This is a genomic window from Mycolicibacter algericus DSM 45454, assembly GCF_002086455.1.
GTDB classification, from domain to species: Bacteria; Actinomycetota; Actinomycetes; order Mycobacteriales; family Mycobacteriaceae; genus Mycobacterium; species Mycobacterium algericum.
Genome location: NZ_MVHC01000004.1, coordinates 141,314 through 163,996, shown reverse-complemented (window position 1 = coordinate 163,996; position 22,683 = coordinate 141,314). Strand labels below are relative to the sequence as shown.

At 69.2% G+C, this 22,683-nt stretch carries 21 protein-coding genes; 9 read left to right on the top strand and 12 right to left on the bottom strand.

The window, feature by feature from the left end; translation table 11 throughout:
- Positions 1 to 46: 46 nt before the first annotated feature.
- The 4 genes from BST10_RS05790 to dnaA form a co-directional block, all read right to left on the bottom strand.
- Positions 47 to 613: a DUF721 family protein gene (locus tag BST10_RS05790; RefSeq protein ID WP_013826948.1), complete on the bottom strand. Its 567-nt coding sequence runs from the start codon at positions 611 to 613 to the stop codon at positions 47 to 49.
- Entirely contained in the window at positions 610 to 1,770 is a 1,161-nt protein-coding gene (gene recF / locus BST10_RS05785; protein WP_083037006.1) for a DNA replication/repair protein RecF, read from the bottom strand. Before recF ends, BST10_RS05790 begins: the two co-directional genes overlap by 4 nt.
- A gap of 37 nt (positions 1,771 to 1,807) precedes the next feature.
- On the bottom strand, positions 1,808 to 3,004 hold the full coding sequence (gene dnaN, locus BST10_RS05780; protein ID WP_083037005.1) for a DNA polymerase III subunit beta: 1,197 nt from the start codon (positions 3,002 to 3,004) through the stop codon (positions 1,808 to 1,810).
- A 543-nt stretch (positions 3,005 to 3,547) separates the two neighbouring features.
- Positions 3,548 to 5,023 carry a chromosomal replication initiator protein DnaA gene (dnaA, locus tag BST10_RS05775; RefSeq protein WP_013826945.1) on the bottom strand — a complete coding sequence of 492 codons (1,476 nt, stop codon included), beginning with the start codon at positions 5,021 to 5,023 and terminating at the stop codon, positions 3,548 to 3,550.
- Positions 5,024 to 5,633: 610 nt separating this feature from the next.
- On the opposite strand from dnaA, the gene rpmH reads away from it, so the two are divergent.
- From rpmH to BST10_RS05730, 9 genes are all read left to right on the top strand, one after another.
- Positions 5,634 to 5,777 (top strand): 50S ribosomal protein L34, encoded by a 144-nt coding sequence (gene rpmH / locus BST10_RS05770; RefSeq protein ID WP_005142265.1) that lies wholly within the window; start codon positions 5,634 to 5,636, stop codon positions 5,775 to 5,777.
- A gap of 16 nt (positions 5,778 to 5,793) precedes the next feature.
- Positions 5,794 to 6,174, top strand: a complete 381-nt coding sequence (gene rnpA, locus BST10_RS05765; protein ID WP_013831266.1) for a ribonuclease P protein component — start codon at positions 5,794 to 5,796, stop codon at positions 6,172 to 6,174.
- On the top strand, positions 6,171 to 6,488 hold the full coding sequence (gene yidD / locus BST10_RS05760; RefSeq protein WP_041319295.1) for a membrane protein insertion efficiency factor YidD: 318 nt from the start codon (positions 6,171 to 6,173) through the stop codon (positions 6,486 to 6,488). Before rnpA ends, yidD begins: the two co-directional genes overlap by 4 nt.
- Positions 6,489 to 6,531: 43 nt before the next feature.
- On the top strand, positions 6,532 to 7,578 hold the full coding sequence (gene yidC, locus BST10_RS05755; RefSeq protein WP_013831265.1) for a membrane protein insertase YidC: 1,047 nt from the start codon (positions 6,532 to 6,534) through the stop codon (positions 7,576 to 7,578).
- 65 nt (positions 7,579 to 7,643) lie between these two features.
- Positions 7,644 to 8,216 carry a Jag family protein gene (locus BST10_RS05750; protein WP_205277493.1) on the top strand — a complete coding sequence of 191 codons (573 nt, stop codon included), beginning with the start codon at positions 7,644 to 7,646 and terminating at the stop codon, positions 8,214 to 8,216.
- A gap of 63 nt (positions 8,217 to 8,279) precedes the next feature.
- On the top strand, positions 8,280 to 8,996 hold the full coding sequence (gene rsmG, locus BST10_RS05745; protein ID WP_083037003.1) for a 16S rRNA (guanine(527)-N(7))-methyltransferase RsmG: 717 nt from the start codon (positions 8,280 to 8,282) through the stop codon (positions 8,994 to 8,996).
- Positions 8,993 to 10,006, top strand: coding sequence for a ParA family protein (locus BST10_RS05740; protein ID WP_083037002.1), 1,014 nt, complete (start codon positions 8,993 to 8,995; stop codon positions 10,004 to 10,006). Before rsmG ends, BST10_RS05740 begins: the two co-directional genes overlap by 4 nt.
- Positions 10,007 to 10,057: 51 nt before the next feature.
- The gene (locus BST10_RS05735; protein WP_083037000.1) at positions 10,058 to 11,059 is read left to right on the top strand and encodes a ParB/RepB/Spo0J family partition protein; all 1,002 of its coding nucleotides are present in this window, start codon (positions 10,058 to 10,060) and stop codon (positions 11,057 to 11,059) included.
- A gap of 234 nt (positions 11,060 to 11,293) precedes the next feature.
- Complete coding sequence (locus BST10_RS05730) at positions 11,294 to 12,091, top strand: acetyltransferase (protein WP_235673665.1); 798 nt, start codon at positions 11,294 to 11,296, stop codon at positions 12,089 to 12,091.
- Here the strand turns inward: BST10_RS05730 and BST10_RS05725 are convergent.
- From BST10_RS05725 to BST10_RS05690, 8 genes are all read right to left on the bottom strand, one after another.
- Complete coding sequence (locus BST10_RS05725; protein ID WP_083036998.1) at positions 12,088 to 13,308, bottom strand: N-acetylmuramoyl-L-alanine amidase; 1,221 nt, start codon at positions 13,306 to 13,308, stop codon at positions 12,088 to 12,090. The two genes, BST10_RS05730 and BST10_RS05725, sit on opposite strands and share 4 nt — an antisense overlap.
- Before the next feature lie 158 nt (positions 13,309 to 13,466).
- Positions 13,467 to 13,799, bottom strand: coding sequence for a thioredoxin (gene trxA / locus BST10_RS05720; RefSeq protein WP_083036995.1), 333 nt, complete (start codon positions 13,797 to 13,799; stop codon positions 13,467 to 13,469).
- Positions 13,796 to 14,791 carry a thioredoxin-disulfide reductase gene (trxB, locus tag BST10_RS05715; protein ID WP_083036992.1) on the bottom strand — a complete coding sequence of 332 codons (996 nt, stop codon included), beginning with the start codon at positions 14,789 to 14,791 and terminating at the stop codon, positions 13,796 to 13,798. Before trxB ends, trxA begins: the two co-directional genes overlap by 4 nt.
- Before the next feature lie 97 nt (positions 14,792 to 14,888).
- The gene (locus BST10_RS05710) at positions 14,889 to 15,386 is read right to left on the bottom strand and encodes a hypothetical protein (protein WP_165757179.1); all 498 of its coding nucleotides are present in this window, start codon (positions 15,384 to 15,386) and stop codon (positions 14,889 to 14,891) included.
- A 28-nt stretch (positions 15,387 to 15,414) separates the two neighbouring features.
- Positions 15,415 to 16,035: an RNA polymerase sigma factor SigM gene (sigM, locus tag BST10_RS05705; protein ID WP_083036986.1), complete on the bottom strand. Its 621-nt coding sequence runs from the start codon at positions 16,033 to 16,035 to the stop codon at positions 15,415 to 15,417.
- 81 nt (positions 16,036 to 16,116) lie between these two features.
- The gene (murJ, locus tag BST10_RS05700; protein WP_083036984.1) at positions 16,117 to 19,503 is read right to left on the bottom strand and encodes a murein biosynthesis integral membrane protein MurJ; all 3,387 of its coding nucleotides are present in this window, start codon (positions 19,501 to 19,503) and stop codon (positions 16,117 to 16,119) included.
- Positions 19,500 to 21,836, bottom strand: coding sequence for a hypothetical protein (locus BST10_RS05695; RefSeq protein WP_083037152.1), 2,337 nt, complete (start codon positions 21,834 to 21,836; stop codon positions 19,500 to 19,502). Before BST10_RS05695 ends, murJ begins: the two co-directional genes overlap by 4 nt.
- A gap of 86 nt (positions 21,837 to 21,922) precedes the next feature.
- A complete protein-coding gene (locus BST10_RS05690) occupies positions 21,923 to 22,681 on the bottom strand; it encodes an NUDIX hydrolase (protein ID WP_041319280.1) in 759 nt (252 codons plus the stop codon).
- Positions 22,682 to 22,683: the final 2 nt, after the last annotated feature.

Below are 22,683 nucleotides of genomic sequence, written 5' to 3'. Positions count from 1 at the left end.
GGCTCTGAGGCGCGGCTCGTCCGGGTGTCGGCGGGCCCGTGCCGGACTATCCGTAAGTGTCGCGCGGCCCGCGGCCCGACACGTGCAGCGGTCCCTTACGCCACGACGGCGCGGTGGGCCCGGTGATCTTCAGCGTTGTCACCACCCCTTCACCGACGGCCGCGGCGATCTTGGCCAACAGCTGACTCTGCACCAGCCGCAGCTGCGTCGCCCAGGCCGTCGATTCGGCCGACACGCTCAGCACCCCCTGCGACAGCCTGGTCGGCGTCGCGTGAGAAGCGATGTCTTCACCGACCACCGAGCGCCATCGACCCAGGACCGTGCCCTCGGCGACCTGCGCCGACCAGCCGCGGGACTGCGCCAGGTCGCGAGTGGCAGCGCCCAAGGTCTGCGGGTCGCGGGCATCCGGTCCCGGCCCCGACCACCGGCGGCGGCCACCCGCGCCCCCCGGTGCCCGCCGGCGTAACGGTGCGCGGCGCCCCTGTCCGACATCCTTGCCCTGGCTGCGCGCCGCTTCGCGCGCTTCGGCCAACGTCCGCCGGACCAGATCCATGCCGGTGAGCCCGGCCAGATGCGCCGGTGGTTGCACCTCGGGCAGCTCCGAATCACTCATGACTCAGCCACGATCAGTTTCGACACCCTGCCGGTGTCGTCCTCGGCCACCGCGATCCCGATCTGGCGGGCCTGCCAGTCCGCCGGCACGTCATCAGCGACGGCGGCGGTGATCAGCACCTGCTCCGCGGCGGCGGCCACCTCGGCGAGTGCGCGGCGGCGAGCCGCGTCCAGCTCGGCGAACACGTCGTCGAGCAGTAAGACCGGCTCGGCCCCTTCGCTGCGCAGCAGTTGATAGGCCGCCAACCGCAGCGACAGTGCCATCGACCACGATTCCCCGTGGCTGGCAAAGCCTTTCACCGGCCGGTCGCCCAGTCGCAGTTCCAGCTCGTCGCGGTGGGGACCGACCAGGCACACACCGCGTTCCAATTCCGCGCGGCGCCGCTGCGCCAGTTCCGCCAGCAGAAGCTCTTGCAGCTCGGCCGGGCCTGCACTCGCCGCCTCGGCGGGAACCTCCAATTTGGGGCGATAGGCAACCGCCGCGGTCCTCGTCCCCGGGGCAAGCAGTTGATAGGCCTTTTCGACTTCCGGAGCCAACTGGTCGACCAGCTCGATCCGGGCGGCCATCAGCTCTGCGCCGTGCGCTGCCAACTGAGCATCCCAGACGTCGAGCGTGTCCAGCACCGACCGGTCACCGCGATACAACGCACCCGAGGCGCTCTTGAGCAGGGCGGTGCGCTGCCGCAGCACCTTGTCATAGTCGGCACGCACCGCCGCGACCCGCGGCCGGCGTACACTGGCCAATTCGTCGAGGTAGCGCCGCCGCTCACCGGGATCCCCGCGCACCAGCGCCAGGTCTTCCGGGGCGAACAACACCGCTCGCAGCACGCCGACGACCTCACGGGCGTGGCGCACCGGGGCCCGGTTGAGCCGGACCTTGTTGGCACGCCCCGCGGCGATCTCCAGATCCACAGCCAGCTCGCGGCCTTCGTTGACGACGATGGTCGACACCACCGCACGCTCGGCGCCGGATCTGATCAGTGGGGCGTCGGTGGCCACCCGATGTGACCCGAGGGTCGCCGAATACCACAGCGCTTCAACAAGATTGGTTTTCCCATAGCCGTTCGCACCGACCAGTACCGTCGCGCCCGGCTCCAGTTCGAGGTCGACGTGCGCCCAGGACCGAAAATCTCGCAGGCCCAGGTGGCGGACATACACCGCGAAACCACCCCTCCAGTCGTGGCGGCCGCGCCGGTCAGCCCGGCAGGCGAACCGGCATCAACAGGTAGACGTAGTCCGACGGTACCGCCGGGAACGGACCCGCGCCGCTCAGCGCAGGCTCGTCGTCACCGGCCGGTCGCAGCACGGCCGGCTTCTTGGGATCGGTGAATCCCATCGAGACCTTCGCACTGTGCAGCGAGCTCAGCCCGTCGGTCAGATAGGTCGGGTTGAAGGCGATGGTCAGCGGCTCGCCGGCGAAGTCGACCGGCAGGTCCTCCTCGGCGCGCCCGACATCCTCCGCGCCGGCGGACAACCGCAGCGTTCCCTCGGACAACTCCATGCGGACCTGCGCGCCGCGGTCGGCGACCAGGGCGACACGTTTGATCGCCTCGGTCAGCTCCGCCACCCCGATGGTGGCGACCGCAAGGTGTTCACTGGGCAGCAGCTGGCGAAATTTCGGGAATTCGGCGTCCAGCAATCGGGTGGTGCTGCGCTTGCCTGCACTGCTGATGCCCAGCAGACCTTCGCTACCCACCGACGGGCCCGCACCCAGGGCCAGATGCACCTCGGTGCCGTCACCGCTGGCCTTGGCGGCTTCCGCGAGCGTCTTGGCCGGGACCAGCACCGCCGCTTCGGTACCCGGCGCCGCCGACCAGGTCAGTTCGCGGACCGCCAGACGGAACCGGTCTGTGGCGGCCAAAACCACTGTGTTGCCCGATATCTCGACTCGGATACCGGTCAACATCGGCAGCGTGTCATCCCGCCCGGCCGCCACCGCGACCTGGCCGATCGCTTCGGCGAACAGGTCCGCGGGCAACATCCCGGTCTCCTCGGGCAACGTCGGCAGCGTGGGGTAATCCTCGACGGTCATGGTCGGCAGGGAGAACCGGGCATTGCCGCACGTCAACGCCACCCGGGTCGCTTCGACCTGCACCTCGACCGGCTTGGCCGGCAGCGCCCTGGTGATATCCGACAGCAGCCGTCCGGATACCAAAACATTTCCCGGCGAAGCGATCTCGGCCGCCAGTTGGACCTCTGCGGAGACCTCGTAATCGAACCCGGAAACCGTCAAGCCGTTGTCGGCCCCGGTCAGCAGCACTCCGGCCAACAACGGCACGGTGGGCCGCGCCGGCAGGGATTTCGCCACCCACGCCACCGCATCCGCAAAGTCATCCCGGTCCAGGCGGAATCTCAAGTCGGTCAGACCCGCGTTTGTGGTCGCCGCGTCCATAGCGTCCTCTCGTCACCCCGTTATCGAGCTCTACCCCGCGGCGACCGGTGAACATCCCACCTGCGGCCGTGCAACGCCCTCGACGAAAGCGCAAGGGCGGTAGGTCACCAACCGTAGAGCCTAGAAGCCCTCCGGGAAAGTTAATCGGGGACACCCATGGTTGCCCCGACGTTCCGGTCGGGGTGGGCGATGCGTGGTTGTGAACAGTCCGGCTGGGTGCGAATCCCCAACGGCTGTTTTTGAAGGGAAACCGATGAAGAGAACTCAGTATTAGTAGTAAGGCCTGTGCATGTTGGGTACAACACGGCATCGTCGCTGCTGAACGGGGCGATCGGGTTGGGGACCAGTGGTGAATAACACGCCGGGCGGCAGCGGGGCGGTTGTGTATGGAACAGCGGCTGTGTATCCCCGGCCGGTTCGTCACCGGATGGTGGACAGGTTGTCCGCAGCGGTATCCACAGGCAGCGGCCGTAACGGGTGGTGCGAGTGGGTCGGAAGTTTTTTGCAAGAAGTGCCGGGAAGTGGGGGGCCGGCCCGGGGATTTCAGCGCTTAGCGCGCTGCCGGATGCGGGTGGTCAGCTCTTTGACCTGATCGAAGACCTCGCGGCGCTCGGCCATCTCGCCGCGGATCTTACGTTCGGCGTACATCACGGTGGTGTGGTCGCGGCCGAAGGCCTGACCGATCTTGGGCAGCGACAGGTCGGTGAGCTCCCGGCACAGGTACATGGCGATCTGCCGAGACTGGGCCAGGGGGCGGGTCTTGCCGGGGCCGCGCAGCTCCTCGATGCTGGTGTCGAAGTACTCGGCGATCACCGCCATGATGATCGCGGCACTGATCTGCATCGTGCTGGCATCGGCGATCAGGTCACGCAGCACGATCTCGGCCAGCGCCCGGTCGATCGGCGTCTTGTTCAGCGAGGCGAATGCGGTGACGCGGATCAGCGCCCCCTCCAGTTCACGGATGTTGCGTTCGATGCTGGTGGCGATCAACTCCAGCACGTCCCCGGGAACGTCCAGCCGCTCCATCTGCGCCTTCTTGCGCAGAATCGCGATCCGGGTCTCCAGGTCGGGTGGCTGGACATCGGTGATCAGCCCCCACTCGAACCGGGTGCGCAGCCGATCTTCCAGGGTGGCTAGCTGTTTGGGTGCCCGGTCGGAGGTGATCACGATCTGCTTGTTGGCGTTGTGCAACGTGTTGAAGGTATGGAAGAACTCCTCCTGGATACCTTCTTTGCCCTCAATGAACTGGATGTCGTCCACGAGTAGGACATCGATGTCGCGGTAGCTGCGCTTGAACGCGACCTTGCGATCGTCGCGCAGCGAGTTGATGAAGTCGTTGGTGAACTCTTCGGTCGAGACGTACTTGACGCGCATCCCGGGAAACAGCCGCTGGGTGTAGTTGCCGGCGGCGTGCAGCAGGTGGGTTTTGCCCAGACCGGACTCACCCCAGATGAACAACGGGTTGTAGGCACGCGCGGGCGCCTCGGCGATGGCCAGGGCAGCGGCGTGCGCGAATCGGTTGGAGGTACCGATGACGAACGTGTCGAAGGTGTAGCGCCGGTTGAGGCTGGCGCCGTCGGCGGTGGCCGAATCATCACTGGGGCGCTCGGTGAAGTAGTTCGGCCAGTCGTATTCGACGTCGGGGGTGTCGTCGTCTTCGTCATCGTCGCTGACGCGAGATGGGGCAGCACCGTCTGGGCCCGACGAGGCGGTGGTGTCGTCGGCCGGGGCAGGGGCGATGCGGACGCCGAGTTCGATGTCGTGTCCGAGACGACGGCTCAAGGCGGCGGTGATCTGGGTGCGCAGGTGCCGTTCGATCTCGTTCTGGACGAAACTGCTGGGCACCGCGAGCAACGCGAAGCCCTCGACGATCGCCAACGGGTGGACGAGATTGAGCCAGGCCTTCTGCTGGGGGGTCAGGAGCGGCGCTGCGCCGTCGGGTGCGCCGGCTTCACCGTTGAGTTCCGCAACGACCTCGTCCCACAGGGTGAGGAACGCCGTCCCGGGGTCATCGGTCAATGCCCCATCCCCCTGGCTCGAAGTCGTGGTGCACGGATCCCGTGCGGTGACATGCTATCCACACAGTTATCCACAGGTGTGGATGAGGTGCGGATACCCCGTTGAGGCCCTCCAGGCCAGTTGCTCGGCAACGGCCACTCCAGATTGTCAGGCGACACCTGAAGCGCCGGCCGGTTGGTGCTCTTCGATTACGGCCGAAACCGCTTCAGTTGCGAAACGGCGCTGGCAAGCAAGCTAACAGGTTTCCGGGCAGGCGACCACTCGTTTCTGCCAGATGAATGGGCCGAAAACGAACGCACCCACGACGCCCGTGGCGGGTGTGACCACTGTGAATAATGGGCTTGATTTCATCCGGTCGCCAGGGGCTGCTCGGCCCGCTGCGGAAGGAGGCGGTGGCGGGTTTGACCCGGCGAACCTGCGTCAGTACCCTCGAACAGTCGCCCGAACGTCGGCGATACGGCAGCGACCGGCTCTTGGCCGGAGACCGCGCCGGTTACCAGCAAGACGCAGAAGTTCACCGAGCTTACCGAGTGCGTCGCGTGCGGCAGGCACAACGGGCTTCCGGTGTGTCGGGCAGACGCGGCGCAAGACGCAACAAGGAGAGTGTGCCGTGGCCAAGGGCAAGCGGACCTTCCAGCCGAACAACCGACGTCGGGCCCGGGTGCACGGGTTTCGCCTGCGGATGCGTACGCGCGCGGGCCGCGCGATCGTCACGGGTCGGCGTCGCAAGGGCCGGCGCTCGCTGACTGCTTGAGACGGGTAGCGCGGCGGTGCTTCCGTCTCACTACCGGATGAGACGGTCGGCTGATTTCGGTGCGACCGTCAAGCACGGCCGCAGGGCGGTGCAGCCAGATGTCGTCGTCTACAGCCGAGTTGTCGACGACCGGCAGATCGATACCCTCGACGTGGCCGAGGCGTCCCCGCAGGTCGGGTTGATCATCGCCAAGTCGGTGGGCTCAGCCGTCGATCGACACCGGGTGGCCCGCCGGTTGCGTCATGTGGCCCGCGACGTGCTGGGCGATCTGCACCCGGGCGAACGGTTGGTGATCCGGGCGTTGCCCTCCAGTAGCGGGGCGAAATCGGCGGCACTCCGTGCGCAATTGTGTGCCGGGTTGCAGGCGGTGCACCGGGCGGGGGGTGTGGCGCGGTGAACCACGGTGTCGCAGCGGCTCCGGTCCGCGGACTGATCTTCGTCATCCAGCTCTACCGGCACTTGATCTCCCCGTTGCGGCTACCGAGTTGTCGGTTCATGCCGACGTGCAGCCAGTACGCGGTGGACGCCTTGAGCGAGTATGGGCTGATCCGGGGCAGCTGGCTGGCAGCGGTGCGCCTGGCAAAGTGTGGTCCGTGGCATCAAGGTGGCTGGGATCCGATACCGGAGCGGTCCCAGGATGGCGCCGGCTGCGGCTGCCCGTCCGGGAACGCCTCGGACAACCGAGCGGAGGGTGAACGCAGTGTCCTTTGATCCCCAGAGTCTGGACTACGTGTACTACCCGGTGTCGGGGATTATGTGGTTGTGGTACAAGGCTTTTGGCCTGGTGCTCGGTCCGGCGAACTTCTTCACCTGGGCGCTGTCGGTGATGTTCCTGGTCTTCACGTTGCGGGCGCTGCTCTACAAGCCGTTCGTCAAGCAGATCCGCACCACGCGGCAGATGCAGGAGCTGCAGCCGCAGATCAAGGCGTTGCAGAAGAAGTACGGCAAAGATCGCCAGAAGATGGCGATGGAGATGCAGAAGCTGCAGCGGGAGCACGGCTTCAACCCGATCTTGGGCTGTCTGCCGATGCTGGCGCAGCTGCCGGTGTTCCTGGGCCTGTTCCATGTGTTGCGCTCGTTCAACCGCACCAGCACCGGGATCGGCCAGCTGGGCCTGTCACCGGACCTGAACCGGCAGCTGGGCAACTACTTCTTCAGCACCGCCGACGTGGGCAACTTCCTGGACGCGAACCTGTTCGGAGCGCCACTGGGTGCGACGATGATCCAACGCACCGGGTTGGACGCCTTCGCCGAGTTCAACCGGGTCTCGGTGATCGCGGTGGGTGTGCCGATCATGATCGCGGCCGGCATCGCGACCTACTTCAACAGCCGGGCATCGGTGGCGCGACAGAGCCCGGAAGCGGCCGCGAACCCGCAGACCGCGATGATGAACAAACTCGCGCTGTACGTGTTCCCGCTCGGCGTGGTGGTCGGCGGGCCGTTCTTGCCGCTGGCGATCATCTTGTACTGGTTCTCCAACAACATCTGGACGTTCGCCCAGCAGCACTACGTGTTCGGCTTGATCGCCAAGGAGGACGAGGAGAAGAAGGAGGAAGCGCTGCGGCGACGCGCTGCGAACGCGCCGGCGCCCGGGGCCAAGCCCAAGCGAGCCGGTCGCACGGCGGCCGCGGATGCCGACAGTGCTACAGAATCCGAGCAGCCGACCGCCACCGATGCGGTGACCGAAGCCGCCGGCGGGGAGCCCGCCAAAGCCGACGCGGTCAAACGAAACCCGGGCCGGCCCGCTGCGCGCGGTAGCCGCCCTGGCGCCGGCGCGAAGCCGAAGAAACGCAAGCGGTGATCCCACCGCCACCAAGCCATCCGGCGCGTGAGCAGCCGGGCACGGAGGGAGACGACATGACCGACATGACCGACACGAACGACGCGGAGACCACGGAGTACGGCGCGGTGGAGACTGCGGGCGAGCCGGAGACCGAGGACGGTGGAGCGGCCCCGGCGACGCCCGCTGTTGATCTCGAAGACCGGTTGGTGGCCGAGGGAGAGATCGCCGGCGACTATCTGGAGGAATTGCTCGACCTGTTGGACTTCGATGGTGACATCGATCTCGACGTCGAGGGCCGCCGCGCGGTCGTGAGCATCGACGGCGGAACCGACCTCACCAAGCTGGTGGGCCGCAAGGGCGAGGTACTCGACGCGCTGCAGGAGCTGACCCGGCTGGCGGTGCACCAGAAGACCGGAGAGCGCAGCCGGTTGATGCTCGACATCGCCGGCTGGCGTCGGCGGCGCCGCGACGACTTGACCGCATTGGGTGACGAGGTCGCCCGGCGGGTGCTGGAAAGCGGCGACGACGAGGAACTGGCCCCGATGAGCCCGTTCGAACGTAAGATCGTCCACGATGCGGTGGCTGCCGTCGCAGGCGTACACAGCGAGAGCCAGGGTGTGGAGCCGTCACGCCGGGTCGTCGTTCGGCGGGACTAGCGGGTAGGTACCGCCGGAATTACATCCGGGTAATTCTCCAAGCGCGCCCGGGAAGCCGGAGGAATGTTTCACGTGAAACATGTCGGGAGAGCGCCGGCGCCCGCGGCTCCGCAAGAGGCGGCCGACGTCTTCGGTGAGGGGCTCCCGACCGCCACGCGCTACGCCGAGTTGTTGGCGGGGCCGGGGGTGGAACGGGGCCTGCTGGGTCCGCGGGAAGTCGATCGAATCTGGGAGCGCCACCTGCTCAACTGCGCGGCGATAGCCGAGTTGCTCGAGCCGGGGGAGCGGGTCGCAGACATCGGCAGCGGCGCCGGCCTACCGGGGATCGTCCTGGCTATCGTCCGGCCCGATCTGCAACTGGTACTCGTGGAGCCGTTGCTCCGCCGCAGCGACTTTCTCCGCGAGGTGGTCGGCGAACTGCGGCTGAAGAATGTGGATGTGGTGCGGGGGCGTGCCGAAGATCGGTCGGTGCGCGACTCGGTCGGGGAGCGGGACGCGGTCGTCTCGCGGGCGGTCGCCAGCCTCGACAAAATCGGCCGCTGGAGTCTGCCGCTGCTTCGGAGGGGCGGGCGAATGCTGGCCATGAAAGGCGAGCGCGCGCAGGCCGAGGTCGATGAGCACCGCCGTGTGATGATCGGACTAGGCGCGAACGACATAAGGGTGGTGAGATGTGGCGTGAACTATTTAACTCCGCCCGCGACCGTGGTGACGGCGCGGCGGGGGGAGCCCGGCCGAACCCGGGGCGGACCGACGCGACGGACCACCAGGAGAGCAACATGAGCACACCGGTCGGCCGCCCGGCCGCGGCCCGGCACGCCGACCCCTCGCGCGGCGCGGTTTCACGTGAAACATCGAGCCCCGCGGTTTCACGTGAAACATCACCCGGTCCGGTTTCACGTGAAACATCGCCCGATTACGACACCCCGATCGGGGCTGCCGCCGAGCGCGCCATGCAAGTACTGCACACCCACAACCGCCTGCCCCGCCCCAAGCGCCGCCGGGTGTTCACCGTCGCCAACCAGAAGGGCGGGGTCGGCAAGACGACGACCGCGGTCAACCTCGCGGCAGCGCTCGCCGTTCAGGGAATCAAGACCCTGGTGATCGACCTCGACCCGCAGGGTAACGCCAGCACCGCGCTGGGCATCTCCGACCGCCAATCGGGCACCCCCTCGTCATACGAAGTCTTGATCGGGGAGATGCCGGTGCATGCCGCACTGCGTCAGAGTCCCCACAACGAGCGACTGTTCTGCATCCCGGCCACCATCGACTTGGCCGGCGCCGAGATCGAACTGGTGAGCATGGTGGCACGGGAGAACCGGCTGCGGACCGCGTTGAGCGAACTGGATGACTCCGACTTCGATTACGTCTTCATCGACTGCCCCCCGTCGCTGGGCTTGCTCACCGTGAATGCGTTGGTCGCGGCGCCGGAGGTGATGATCCCGATCCAGTGCGAGTACTACGCCCTGGAGGGTGTGTCCCAGCTGATGCGCAATATTGAGATGGTCAAGGCGCATCTCAATCCACGCCTGGAGGTGACGACCGTGTTGCTGACGATGTATGACGGGCGCACCAAGCTCGCGGACCAGGTCGCGGATGAGGTCCGGCGGTATTTCGGCGACCGGGTGCTCCGGACGGTGATCCCACGCAGTGTCAAGGTGTCGGAAGCACCCGGCTACAGCATGACGATCATCGATTACGACCCCGGCTCGCGCGGCGCGATGAGCTATCTGGACGCCAGCCGGGAACTCGTCGAACGCGATCTGGCCGGTGGCCCCGAGGCACGGCCTTGATGACCGTCGTCGGCAAGAAGAAAGCACTCTCAGCAAGAAGGAACAACGCAAATGACCGGACCGTCGCGTAAGAAGGGCGGCTTGGGCCGCGGCCTGGCATCGCTCATCCCCACCGGCCCCGCTGACGGGGCGGGCACCACGGCCGACCGGGGCGCCGGCATGGGGCCCCGGATGGGTGACGCCGCGGCGGACGTGGTCCTGGGTGGGGCCACCCCGGCGAAGGCCGCCGAAGTCGGAGCGGTCTACCGCGAGATCAGTCCGGCCGACATCGAGCCCAACCCGCGCCAGCCGCGGCAGGTCTTCGACGACGAGGCGCTGGCCGAACTGGTGCACTCGATCCGCGAGTTCGGGCTGATGCAGCCGATCGTGGTGCGGGCACTACCGGGGGCCGCACCCGGCGCGGCGCGCTACCAGTTGGTGATGGGGGAGCGGCGCTGGCGTGCTTCCCAGCAGGCCGGCCTGGAGGCGATCCCGGCGATCGTGCGGGAAACCGACGACGACAATCTGCTGCGCGACGCCCTGCTGGAGAACATTCACCGGGTACAGCTCAATCCGTTGGAAGAGGCGGCGGCCTACCAACAGCTGCTCGACGAGTTCGGGGTCACCCACGATGAACTGGCGGCCCGCCTCGGCCGGTCGCGACCGTTGGTGACCAACATGATCCGGCTGCTGCGGCTGCCGATCGCCGTCCAGCGCAGGGTGGCCGCCGGGGTGTTGTCGGCCGGCCATGCCCGTGCCCTGTTGTCGCTGGAGGACGGTTCGGAGGCGCAGGAGCAGCTGGCGGCCCGGATCGTCGCCGAGGGGCTGTCGGTGCGGGCGACCGAGGAGGCGGTCACGCTGGCCAATCGCGGCGACACCTCCACACCGGTGGCGCCGCGCCGCAAGCCGATCCACATGCCCGGTCTGCAGGACGTCGCCGAACGGCTGTCGAGCGCCTTCGACACCCGCGTGACGGTCAGCCTCGGTAAGCGCAAAGGCAAGATCGTGGTGGAATTCGGGTCCGTCGACGACTTGCAGCGCATCGTCGCGCTGATGAGCTCGTCGGCCGGTTGAAGACCGATTGAACCGGTGTCGGGCCAGGTCCAATGGCACACGGCAATTACGTCACTGTGACGGTAAAGCGATGCGTCGGCAAGGCGACGGGCCAATTGTGCTGAACGGCAAGGACTTTCGTATTTTGGTGGCGCGGCGAGGCCGGTTGGTGCCGATGGTGGCGTCGGGCGGCTCGACGCTCCTATCCTTAAGGGGCTGCCGTCGGTGGCAGCACGGGTTGAGACCGGGAGTTCAGTGTCTGTCCGAATCGCACCGCTGAGGCTCGAGGGCTTCGAGCAGCTTCCCAAGCACGCACGCCGGTGCGTGTTCTGGGAAGTGGATCCGGCCACCCTCGGCCGCGACGACCACCTCTCGGATCCGGAGTTCGAGAAGGAAGCCTGGCTGTCGATGGTGATGCTGGAGTGGGGATGCTGCGGGCAGGTCGCCACGCCATCGGCTGCAGCCGGGGGAGCAGACGAATCGCCGTGCCTGGGTTATGTGCTTTACGCCCCGCCCCGCGCGGTGCCGCGGGCGCACCGGTTCCCGACCGCACCGGTGTCAGCCGACGCGGTGCTGTTGACTTCCATCGGGGTCGAGCCGGCGCCGATGGCCGACGGCCTGCCGCGGGAACTGATCGCCGGAGCGGTCGAGGAACTGATACGCCGCGGCGTCCGCGCCCTGGAGGCATTCGGCCGGACGGCAGCCGTCGGCGACTTGCTGGATCCACGCAATGTGCCGCCGGATGTCGCACCGGTGCTCGAGGCCGTCGGTGACTGCACGGTGGAGCACTGCATCATCGAAGCCGACTTCTTGACCGGTGTCGGGTTCACCGTGGTGGCACCGCACCGATACTTCCCCCGGCTGCGGCTGGAGCTCGACAAGGGGCTGGGCTGGAAGGCGGAGGTGGAGGCGGCGCTGGAGCGGCTGCTGGAAAGCGCGCAACTGCATGCGCCGGTCGGGGCCAGCGCCCCGGCGGGTTCGGTATCCAGCCGGTCAGGTGCCGCAGTTGATCCGGCGGCCCAGCTTCGCCTCTCCGCCGTCGAGTCTTGCTAACCGCCGCCGAGCCGGCCGGTCCGCTCGACCGACAGCTCATGGGCCAGTAATTCGGCGAACGTGAACGTGCCGGTGGGCCGGTCGTTCTTGCCGAGCAGGTACAGCCGTTTGACCGCGGCCAGCATCCCCTCGGCGATGGCGTCGCGCGTCGCGGGCGAGACCAGCATCCCGCGGTCACGCGGGCTGGTGATGTAGCCGACGTCGACCTCGACGGTGGGCATCCGGGTCAGCCGCAGCAGGTCCCACGTCCGGCCGTGCGCCCGGCAGTCCTGTAAACCGGTGCGCGCCACGATTTCTCGCTGAATGAAGTCCGCGAGGTTACGGCCGATGGTGGATACCGATCCGTGGGAGTTGCCGAAGTGGAAGGAGGCCACACCGTTGGCCGCCGGACTGACGTGGGCGGCGCAGCGCAGACTGATCATCAGGTCGGCGCCGACGGCGTTCGCGGTGGCGGCCCGTTCGGCATCCGACGGACTGCGGCCGTTGGGACGGGACAGGAACGTCTCCATCCCGATCGCGGTCATCCGGCCTTCCAAGCGACTTGCCAAGTCCCACAGGATATCCGCTTCGCTGATCGGACCCGTCGGCGTCTGGGTGATCAGTCCGTGGTCGCCGCCGCCGCGGCCCGGGTCGATGACGATCCGCTTGCCGGACAGCCGCGGCCCCGAGCGCCGTACCAACTCCTCCTCGCGGATCGCGTGCGGTGAACCGCCGGTCACCCGCGAGGCCAAAAAGTTCAAGGAGCGCAACGTTTCCGGGCCGCAGATGCCGTCTGCGTACAAGCCGTATTCGCGCTGGTAGGACATCAGCGCATTGTGGGTCTGGATACCGAAGTAGCCGTCGACCATGCCGGTGTAGAAACCCAGGTCCTGCAGGCGGGCCTGCAGCGTGGCCACGTCGTCGCCGTACATCGGCGCCCCGAACTGGTGATTGAGGATCCGCGCACCCAGCCGGTAGGACGCCTCTTTGAGTGCCCGATAGGTGGCCTCGCCGATGATGCCGTCGACCAGCAGTCCGCGCTGCTGCTGGAAGGCGCGCACCGCCTGGTCGAGGTCGTCGTCGAACACGTCCAGCGCGACGTGTTTGCCGGTCGTCAGGTCCGCGTCGGGGCTGTCCACCAGGCCCAATGCGGCCAGCGCTGCGCGGATCTCGACGACGGCGCCGCTGCGGTCGCCCCGGCGCAGCGCGTCGTCTGCGCTGCGATGCCGACCCGACATTACTGAGCCCTCCAGTCGTCGCTGTTGGCAGCGAAAACGTAGCTGACGGTTGCCAGCAGGTTAGGCAGCATTGTCTCAGATGCTGGCCGATTTATTGAAAACGGCGAGGCCAGAAAGGTGCGGGATCCGGGTGGGATCCCCGACGACTCAAGTCGGGGTCAGCCGATGTCTGCAAGCTCGCGCAGCAGGGCGGCCTTGCCCTTGGCCCCGACGATCCGCTTGACCGGCTGACCGTCTTTGAACAGGATCAGCGTGGGAATCGACACCACACTGAATTCCCGTGCCGTTTCGGGGTTCGCGTCGACGTCGAGCTTGGCGACGGTCAGCTGGTCGGCCTGCTCGGCGGCGATCTCCTCGAGGACCGGGGCGACCATCTTGCAAGGTCCGCACCAGGTTGCCCAGAAGTCGACCAGCACCGGCTTGGCGCTGGCCAGTACGTCGGTGGCGAAGGTGGCGTCGGAGACGGTCACCGTGTTGTGGTTGTCGGTCACTGTGGTGCTCCCATCAAGGTTTCGGTAGCTGGGTTCATCGCGGCTTCGGCGGCGTCGGCGGCCTCTGCCAGCCAGCGCTCGGCGTCGATGGCGGCCGTACAGCCGGTTCCGGCCGCGGTGATCGCCTGCCGGTAGCTGCGGTCCACCAGGTCGCCGGCGGCGAACACCCCCGGCAACGAGGTGCGCGAGCTCGGCTGCTGCACCAGCACGTAGCCGTCCGCGTCGACCTGCACCGCTTCCCGCACCATTTCCGAGCGAGGATCGTGGCCGATCGCGACGAACACGCCGGTCACCGGCAGGGTGGTCTCCGCGCCGGTCACGGTGTCGCGCACCTGCAGCCCGGTGACGGTGTCCGTACCTTCGACGGCGACCGGCACCGCATTGGTGAGGAACCGGATCTTGTCGTTGTCGCGAGCCCGGTTGAGCATGATCTTCGAGGCGCGGAACTCCTCCCGGCGGTGGACCAGGGTCACGCTGCGGGCGAACCGGGTCAAGAAGGTGGCTTCCTCCATCGCGGAGTCGCCGCCGCCGATCACCGCGATGTCCTGGTCACGGAAGAAGAAGCCGTCGCAGGTGGCGCACGAGCTGACGCCCCGGCCGAGAAGTTCCTGCTCGCCGGGGATGTTCAGGTAGCGGGCGGCGGCGCCCATGGCCAGGATGACCGCGCGTGCCCGGTGGGTTTCGCCCTCGGCGGTGACGACGGACTTGACCGGGCCGTCGAGGGCCACCGACTCGACGTCTTCCATGCGCAGGTCGGCGCCGAAGCGCAGCGCCTGCTCGCGCATCTCGTCCATGAGCTCCGGGCCCATGATGCCGTTGCGGAAGCCGGGGAAGTTCTCCACCTCGGTGGTGGTCATCAGCGCCCCGCCGAACGAGGTGCCCTCGAACACCAGCGGCGCCAGCTGCGCCCGAGCGGCATAGATCGCCGCGGTGTACCCGGCCGGGCCGGAACCGATGATGATCACATCGTGGATGGTCGGTGTCTCAGACATCGAGGGCCTTTCCGCTCGGACCGTTACTGGGGCTACCAACGTCAGCGTAGGGGGCGATGTTCCCCGGCACCGATACGGACGGGGTCCGAGGCGCCGGCTAGGGGCGGCGGACGCTGGTGTCGGCCAGCAGCCCGGTGTCGGCGGAGCTGCAGTTGGGGGCGACCGCCAGCGCGATGACCGTGTCGGGAGAGGCGCCGGGCAGCAGCAGCACGATGCCGGGGTGACCGTTGACGGCGAGCTCGCGTGCGCCCAGTATGCGGGTCCCGGCCGGATAGCCCAGGGCGGCCAGGCAGCCGGCCCGTCGTCCGGGGTCCGCCAGCGCGCCGTACTCGGGGCTGCGGTCGAGCAGCTCGAGGATCTCCGCTTCGGTCAGCGGCAACACCGGTGTCGGTTCGGAGGCCACCGTGATGGCGTCGAAGGAGCGGGGTCCGCTGGGGGTGTCACCGGGAAACCGGATCAGCGCCGCGGTGCCCAATCCGACCGCGAGCAGCGCGGCCGCGCCCCCGGCGATCGCGGCGATCCGGTTGAGCCGGGGCAATGGTCGGCTCGAATGCGCCGGGCGCCGTTCCCGGCCTTCTCGATCAGCTGCGTCCATCGCAGTGCCGCTCCCGCTCGCTTCGTGGCTATGCACAGTCGTCGACCCGACCGTGCAGGACACCCTCAGCTGCCAAGGTTATCCGCCGGGCCGCCGGGCGGACCGGAGCGGCGGGACCGGTGTGGTCTCGGCCCAGCAGTACCGCGAGCCGGGCCCGGCCGCGGGCGCAGCGGCTCTTGACCGTGCCCTGCGCCACACCGAGTGCGCGGGCGGCGTCGGCGATGGAGTAGCCGTGCATGTCCACGGTCACCACTGCGGCGCGTTGTTCGGTCGGCAACCGGCGCAGCGCCGCGCGCACTTCCAGTGCGGTCTCCACCTCGGTGGTGCGATCGGCGACGGCCGGAGACTCTGCGAGCGGTACCGACGGGTGAAGCCGGTTGCGCCGCAGGCGATCCCGGCAGGCATTGACCACGATGCGGTGCAGCCAGCTGCCGACGGCGGCGTTGTAGCGAAACGATCCGGCGCTGCGATGCGCCGAGAGCATCGCCTCCTGCAGGGCGTCCTCGGCGTCTTCGGGGCAACCGGTGGTGAGCCGGGCCAGCCGGCGGAGCCGACGCTGGTGGCGACCGTAGAGCTCCTGGAATGCGTGGCGGTCGCCGGCGACGTGCGCGGCCAGCAGTTCGGCGTCGCTGCGCTCCGGGTGACCCATGGGCGGACAGTAACCAGCCGGCGGCCCGACGGCACTTCAGTTGTGCACAGGCCGGCCGTACTGCTCGCGGCGCCGTGGCGCCTAGGACGCCGCCTGCACGGTGATCTCGGAGATCTGGGTGCGGCTCTCACCGCCGGTGTTGCCCATCGTCGATATCCACACCAGCAGGTTCGACGTCGGCGCCGACGAGTCGGCCGAGATCTTGTTGGTACCGGGCTGCAGCGCCTTGGCGGGCGCCAGCAGCGTGGTGTCCTCGAGCCGGGTCGGCCGCGGCGTCGTCGACGACCGCAACTCCACCCGGGTTCCGGTGCTGGAGACGTTGATCCCGACGCTGCCGATCACCGTCGGCTTGGGTAGTTGCAGTATCAGCCCGACGCCGCTCTTGAAATTCGGGAAGGGCACCGGATCGGAGTAGGTGTCCGTCGACCAGAAGGTCGCGGGATTTCCGTCGATCGCCAGCCCGGCATCCTGGGGACGGTCGGCCTCGCCGCCGGGCGAGAACACCGTCGCCTGAACGGGTTTCACGGTGCTCCCCGGTGTGCTCGAGCCAGGCTGTGACGACGACGCCGACGGACTGCTCAAGCCCAGCTCCGTTTTGTCCAGCCCGTTGACGTCACCGAAGATCCGGTTGAGCACGGAGGCCAGCACCAGCAGCGCGACCAGGATGACGGCGCCGCCGATGCCGGCGCCGATCAACACCCGGCGTCGCCGCTCGGCACGCATCTCGGCATCCACCGGCGGCGCCGCACGCGGCGCGGGGGGCTCATCGCTGACGGGGCCCAGCAACTCGGTCTGCTCGTGCAGCGCGGTGGCCTGTTGCAGCAGGTTCGACAACGTCGAGGCGCCGCGTATGCCGCCGTCGGACTGGATCGCGTGACTGGCGGCGGCGGAGATCTGGAACGGGATCTCCGGGTTGACCGAGTCGGGTTTGACCGGGTTGCCGGCGGCGTCGAGGTCGGCCGGAGCGAGCCCACCGTCGGACGCACCCTCCAGCGGCCACCGGCTGACCAGCAGCGCATACAGGGTGGCGCCGATCCCGCGGATGTCGTCCTCGGGCTTGGTGTCGGGCAGCGTCGCGGGGAAGGCGAGGGTGACGTCGCCGTCGATGCTGACCCGGACCCGGCCCGGATGGTCGATCGACAGGGTCACGCCGGCGCGGTGGGCGGCCTCGGCGGCGGTAGCCAGCGACCGCATCGCGCGGGCCGCGCCGATCGGCGACGGTGCGGTGCCGGCGACCTCCTGCAGCGAGGCGCCACGGACCCATTCGGACACGACGAGCCCGCCCGCGCCGATACGCACCACGTCCAGGACGCGGGCGATGCCGGGCAGGTCGATCTGGCTGAGCCGCTGGGTACGCGACAAGATGCCGGTGAGCTGCTCTTCGGGCATCGTCTGGTCGGGGTCGACGAACGTCAGGGCCACCTGCCGGTCCAATGCGGTGTCCAGGGCCTGCCAGAACTGCAGCAGGGGGGTGTCGCCGTGGCGCACCAGCAGCCGGTAGCGCCCGCCGGCGATGCTCAGGCCGGGGGTCAGCTGGCCCTCGTCGGCCGGCTCGGGGTTGTCGGTGGAGCCGGCGACAGGCCGCTGGGGTTGCGGCGGAGCAACCGATCGCGACGCCTCGCGAGCCCCGGCACCCTCCGAGGGTTTGTTGGCCACCTCCGTACCTTTCGGGGTCCAGCCACCGGCGATGTGGTCCGGGGGCATGTGCCGGCCGGGATCGTTGGTGGCGTCCCCGCCCGGCGTGGGCAAACGGTTGTGCTCAGCGTACGGGACGGCCGGTTCGGGAGACGGTGGGTTGGCGATGCCGATATGCGCATGGCGGGCGCCGAGTCGGCGGCGCACGGCGGCCAGCGCCGCGGCGGCTTCGGGCACCTGGGCGCGCACCAGGACCGCACCGATGATCGGCAGCATCACCAGCGCCAGCACCAGCAGGCGCAGCATCGATCCGGCCGCGCCGCGGTCGGTCAGCGTTCGCAGCCCGAGCACCCGGTCGAGCACCTCGGCGACCAGGCCTGCCAGCAGCGACGCCGTCACCGTGACCAGCACGGTGCGGACCACGTTCGGGCCCAGCAGGTGGCCGCTGACCGGCCGCAGCGCGCGCCGCAACAGGATGTGCCCGACGGCCGCGCCGGCGAGGAACCCCAGGCCGTTGGCCAAGCCCAGGTAGGCGGCCACCAGCTCGGGGTTGTCGGTCAGCTGCGGGGCCAGCACCGATGCGGCGATCTTGACCGCGGTGATGATCACGATCATCCCGATGGGGATCCAGGGTTGCTCCCGGGCGTAGAACACCCGCAGCTGCAGCAGCACCATGGCGTAGGGGATCAAGGTGAACGCCGACATGGCGATCGCGGCACCCAGGTAGCCGGCGTCGACGTCACCGAAGTTGCCGTAGGCGAACAGTGCGCTGCCGATCGCCGGGCCGCCGACGGTCATCAAGGCCACGATCGGGATCAGCGTGATCATCATCAGCCGGGTGGCCAGCGACAGATCGGCCAGTACCGCGGGATCGTCGCCGGCGGCGGCGTTACGGCTCAGCCGCGGCATCACCACCGTCAGCACCGTCACCCCGATCATGCCGAACGGCAGCTGCAGCAGCAGCCAGGCGTAGTAGTAGATCGCCGGACCGGATGCCGCCGAGGTGGCCGCGATCTGGTTGGTGACCACCAGGCCGATCTGGCTGATCAACACGTAGAGCACCATCGCGGCGGCCATCGCGCCGAAGCGCTTGAGCCGGTCGTCGATGCCCCACAACGGCCGGAGGCTGATCCGCTCCCGCCGGATCGCGACCAGCAGGACCGCGGTCTGGGCCACGACACCCGCCGTGGTGCCCAGGCCCAGCACCAGTAGCTTGGCGTTGCCCATCCGCACCGGGTCGACCGAGAGTTCGCCGGGCACCAGCAGGTAGACGACCAGCGTGGCGATCGCGACGACGTTGTTGACCACCGGCGCCCAGGCCGGCGCCCCGAAGATGTTGCGGGTGTTCAGGATTGCCATGAACACCGACGACAGCCCGTAGCAGATCACCTGGGGGAGCAGCAGATAGGCGAACGCGGTCGTCAGCGGCTCGTTGACCTGGGGGTCGCCGCCCAGCATCAATCGGACGAGCAGCGGCGCCGCGGCCACCGAGATGACGGTGGTCGCCAGCAGCAGGGCGGTGGCCAGTGTCACCAGGCGCCGCACGAACGCGGCCCCGCCGTCGGGGTCGTCGCGTTCGGCGCGGGCCAGCACCGGCACGAAGATCGCGGTGAAGGTCGCCTCCAGCACCAGCGCGGCGATCTGGTTGGGCAACTGGTTGGCTACCGAGAAGGCGCTCGAGAGCGCCGCGCCCAGGATGGCGGCCAGCAGCACGATCCGGATGAAGCCGGTGATCCGGCTGACCAGGGTGGCCAGCGCCATTCCCCATGACCGCGACACCACGGCGGCGTCGGTCAGCTCCGGCCGCGCGGGCTGCGGCGCCGGTGCGGTCACCGGTCCACATCCCGGCTGCTGCGGCCCGCGGTCGCCGCCGGTGAACGCGGGCGGTTCGGGTCGACTGGACTGGGACGATCCAAGTCGGCGCGGTCGGGCTGGCCGCGGAAGCGGTGCCACAGCCGGCGACCGGTCAGCACGGTGAGCGCCGCCGCCGCCGTCATGGTGATCAGGAAAAGCACCATCCCGTAGGCGTTCGAGTGCACCGACAGCCGCGCCGACTCGCCCAACGGCAGCCCGGCCGGGGTCTGCAGGGCCACGTCGACGACGAAGTGCTGGTTGACCCGCACCTCCACCGGGACCCGCAGTGGCAGGTAACCCGGCGGAAGTTCCAGATCGCCCATGTCGGCCACCGTCATCCCGGGCGGCGCGTCGACGTGCAGCCGCACCCGGATGGGCACCGCCAGATCGTTGCGCAGCGCCAGCGGCAGCGGGCTGTGCTCGGTGGCCAGCGTGTAGGACCCGGCCGGGTTGACGATGGTGACCGCGCCGATCAGATCCGCGACGGTGTCGCCGACGACCGACAGCCGCTGCGCCGCCAGGCCGCTGCGCACGTCGAGCGGCTCCGACTGGCTCAACGCGCGCAGCATGTCCTCGGCGAGCGGCGCGGTGTACTGATCGCCGGTCAGGCCGGTGCGAACGTCGGTGGTCAGCGCCGACGTCAACGCCCACAGCCGGCCGATGTCGTCGGTGACCGCGCCGATGACATCCGGGCCGAAGCCGCCCACGGCCTGCTCGGCCGGTAGCGGATGCGCCGGTGCGGCGGTGACGCCCTGCGATTCGGCGATCACCGCGGTCAGCGGCCGCGGGACCGCCAGCCCGGACCGCAGTGCGGTGCCCACCGTGGTCAGCACGGCTTGGGCGTCGTCGACCCGCGGCTTCCAGTACGCCGGGGGCATCAGAATCTGGTCGCGCGGCTCGTCGGGGCCGTCCGGGGCTTCCAGCCCCCGCCACAGCATCGCTCCGAGGGCATCCTGCCGACGGGCCAGGGCCGAGTCGTGGTGCAGCCGGACGGTCAGCGAGCCGTCGAGGTAGGTCGGAGCCACCGGATCGGTGCCCATGCCGGCCAATGCCGCGCCGACGGCCGGATCGTAGGGCGCGACCACCAGTTGCGGCGACAACCGCCGCGGGGTGACGTCGGCGGTGGCCGACGCGCCGGTGGTGGAGTCCTGGGCAGAACAGTCACCGGCAGTGATCACCACCGCTGCGCCTGTGGAGCTCTCGGCGCTGATCAGGTCGGCGGCGCCGGTCGTGAGTTTGCCGTCGCCGAGCACGACCGCGCCGCGCGTCGAGGTCACCTGGAGGATCCGGTCGATGATGTCGGAGGGCCGGCTCACCGCGATCGCATCGAGTCCGGGGTCGCCGACCCGGGCCAGGGCGTCGAGGTCGGCCTGCGCGTACGGGGTCGCGGTGACACAGCTGCGGTGAGCCAGCCGGCGCAGCCGCTCCAGCCAGGTCGTGGCGGCCGCCTGGCCGGTGCCCAGGTGGGACGCGGCGCCGTCGGGGGAGTCGGCGACCAGGTAGCCCCGGGTCATCGCGTTGACCGTGACCAACAGGTCGGGGTCGATCGCCAGGCACAGCGCCTGATTGACGACGCCGCCGCCGTCGACGGTCGGGCTGGTGGCGAACTCGGCGGCCGACAGCAGGGCGTCGAGCCGGCCTCCCGGGGCCAGCGACTTCGCCAGCTCGTCGTCGGTGAGCCGAACCGGAAGGGTGCCGCCGGGCGCGCCGGGGGTGAGCCGGGGCCGGTCGGCCAGCGGCCACAGCATGGTCAGCCGCACCGGCCGGGAGGTGTCGGGCGCGACGGCGCCGGCAAGCGGATCGCCGTCGGCCTCGGTTTTGGGTAGGCCGGTCACCGGGAGCAGGAAGCGGGCGTCGTCGAGGCGGGCCGGCTCGCCGTAGTCGGGCGTGCCGTTGACGTTGACCAGCAGCGGATAGATACCCGGACGGTCGATGCTCAACGCCGGTTGGCTCGCCGAGTGCAGCGGCGCCGACAACGTGAAGCGGGCCTCCTGGCCGCGTTGCAGTTCGGCCGCCACCGTGCTGAACGGGCCCACCGGCCGGTATTGGTCATTGCTGCCGCTGAGGTTGGTGCGCAAGCCGGCCGACGACGCGACGGCGCCGGCCTGCTCGAGGCGCACCATCACGTCGCGCACCGGCCGGTCACCGACATTGCTCACCGTGCCGGAGACCGTGACGACCGGGACGCTGGAGGTGGTGATGAGCTCCGGGGTGACCTGATCGACGCGGATCTGGACGAACGACATTCCGCCGGGCTCGCCGGCTATGGCATGCGGGGCGGCGGCCGAGCCGAGCGCCATGCCCAGGGCCATCAGGAAGGCGGCCACGACCGCCCGAGGGGCCGTGCGGGGCACTGACCAGGCGGGCAGCCTGCCCCCACCGCTACGTCGGGTGCGGATCACGGGTCCAGCCCGCGACCGTTCTTCCGGTCCGGTGCGCGGCCGTCGGGGCGAGAGTGGCGGGCGCGCGAATGCGTCTGCGGCCGCCGCCACGGCGCGCTCACCGGCAGCGGCGGCAGCGCGGCCGGGCCGTCGGCCTGCAGCCGGTCGATCAGTTCGTCGGCGACCACCGCCAGCCGGCGTTCGTCGGCGTAGGCCAACCGGGACGGCAGCTCCCGGACCGGCACCCACGCCACCTCGCTGACCTCCACGTCGTCGTCGCACAGTTCTCCGCCGGAGAACCGCAGCAGGTAGTGGTGCACGGTCTTGTGCACCCGGCGGCCCTCGGTGACGAACCAGTAGTCGATGCTGCCCAGCGCGGCCAGTACGTCGCCCTGAACGCCGGTTTCCTCGGCGACCTCGCGGATCGCGGTCTGCTCGGCGGTCTCACCGACCTCGATGTGACCCTTGGGCAGCGACCACAACATCCTGCCGCGGCGGTCGACGCGGCCGATCAGCGCCGCGACCTGGTCCTCCCGCGGCCCGTCGATGCCGTCGACGACCAGGCCACCGGCCGAGGTCTCGTGCACGGTGCGTAGCCGTTCCGGCCCGTGACGTGCGGTGCGGGGCCGGCGCTGCGCCGAGCGGCCGGCCGTCGCGGCCGCGCTGGTGTCGGTGGCCGCGGCCTCGGTGTGGCTGGTTTTCGGACCTGAAGTGCGTCGACCGCGGCGCCGCCTGCGGCGCCGTCCCGAATTGGCTTCTTCGCCGTCGGCCGACACCC

Excerpts from the sequence above, each read along its gene's own strand:
- BST10_RS05790 (WP_013826948.1), bottom strand. The coding sequence starts at position 613 with ATGAGTGATTCGGAGCTGCCCGAGGTGCAACCACCGGCGCATCTGGCC.
- dnaN (WP_083037005.1), bottom strand. The coding sequence starts at position 3,004 with ATGGACGCGGCGACCACAAACGCGGGTCTGACCGACTTGAGATTCCGC.
- yidC (WP_013831265.1), top strand. The coding sequence starts at position 6,532 with ATGTGGTTGTGGTACAAGGCTTTTGGCCTGGTGCTCGGTCCGGCGAAC.
- BST10_RS05750 (WP_205277493.1), top strand. The coding sequence starts at position 7,644 with ATGACCGACACGAACGACGCGGAGACCACGGAGTACGGCGCGGTGGAG.
- rsmG (WP_083037003.1), top strand. The coding sequence starts at position 8,280 with ATGTTTCACGTGAAACATGTCGGGAGAGCGCCGGCGCCCGCGGCTCCG.
- BST10_RS05740 (WP_083037002.1), top strand. The coding sequence starts at position 8,993 with ATGAGCACACCGGTCGGCCGCCCGGCCGCGGCCCGGCACGCCGACCCC.
- BST10_RS05735 (WP_083037000.1), top strand. The coding sequence starts at position 10,058 with ATGACCGGACCGTCGCGTAAGAAGGGCGGCTTGGGCCGCGGCCTGGCA.
- BST10_RS05725 (WP_083036998.1), bottom strand. The coding sequence starts at position 13,308 with ATGTCGGGTCGGCATCGCAGCGCAGACGACGCGCTGCGCCGGGGCGAC.
- trxB (WP_083036992.1), bottom strand. The coding sequence starts at position 14,791 with ATGTCTGAGACACCGACCATCCACGATGTGATCATCATCGGTTCCGGC.
- BST10_RS05710 (WP_165757179.1), bottom strand. The coding sequence starts at position 15,386 with ATGGACGCAGCTGATCGAGAAGGCCGGGAACGGCGCCCGGCGCATTCG.
- sigM (WP_083036986.1), bottom strand. The coding sequence starts at position 16,035 with ATGGGTCACCCGGAGCGCAGCGACGCCGAACTGCTGGCCGCGCACGTC.
- BST10_RS05695 (WP_083037152.1), bottom strand. The coding sequence starts at position 21,836 with ATGGCCCTGGGCATGGCGCTCGGCTCGGCCGCCGCCCCGCATGCCATA.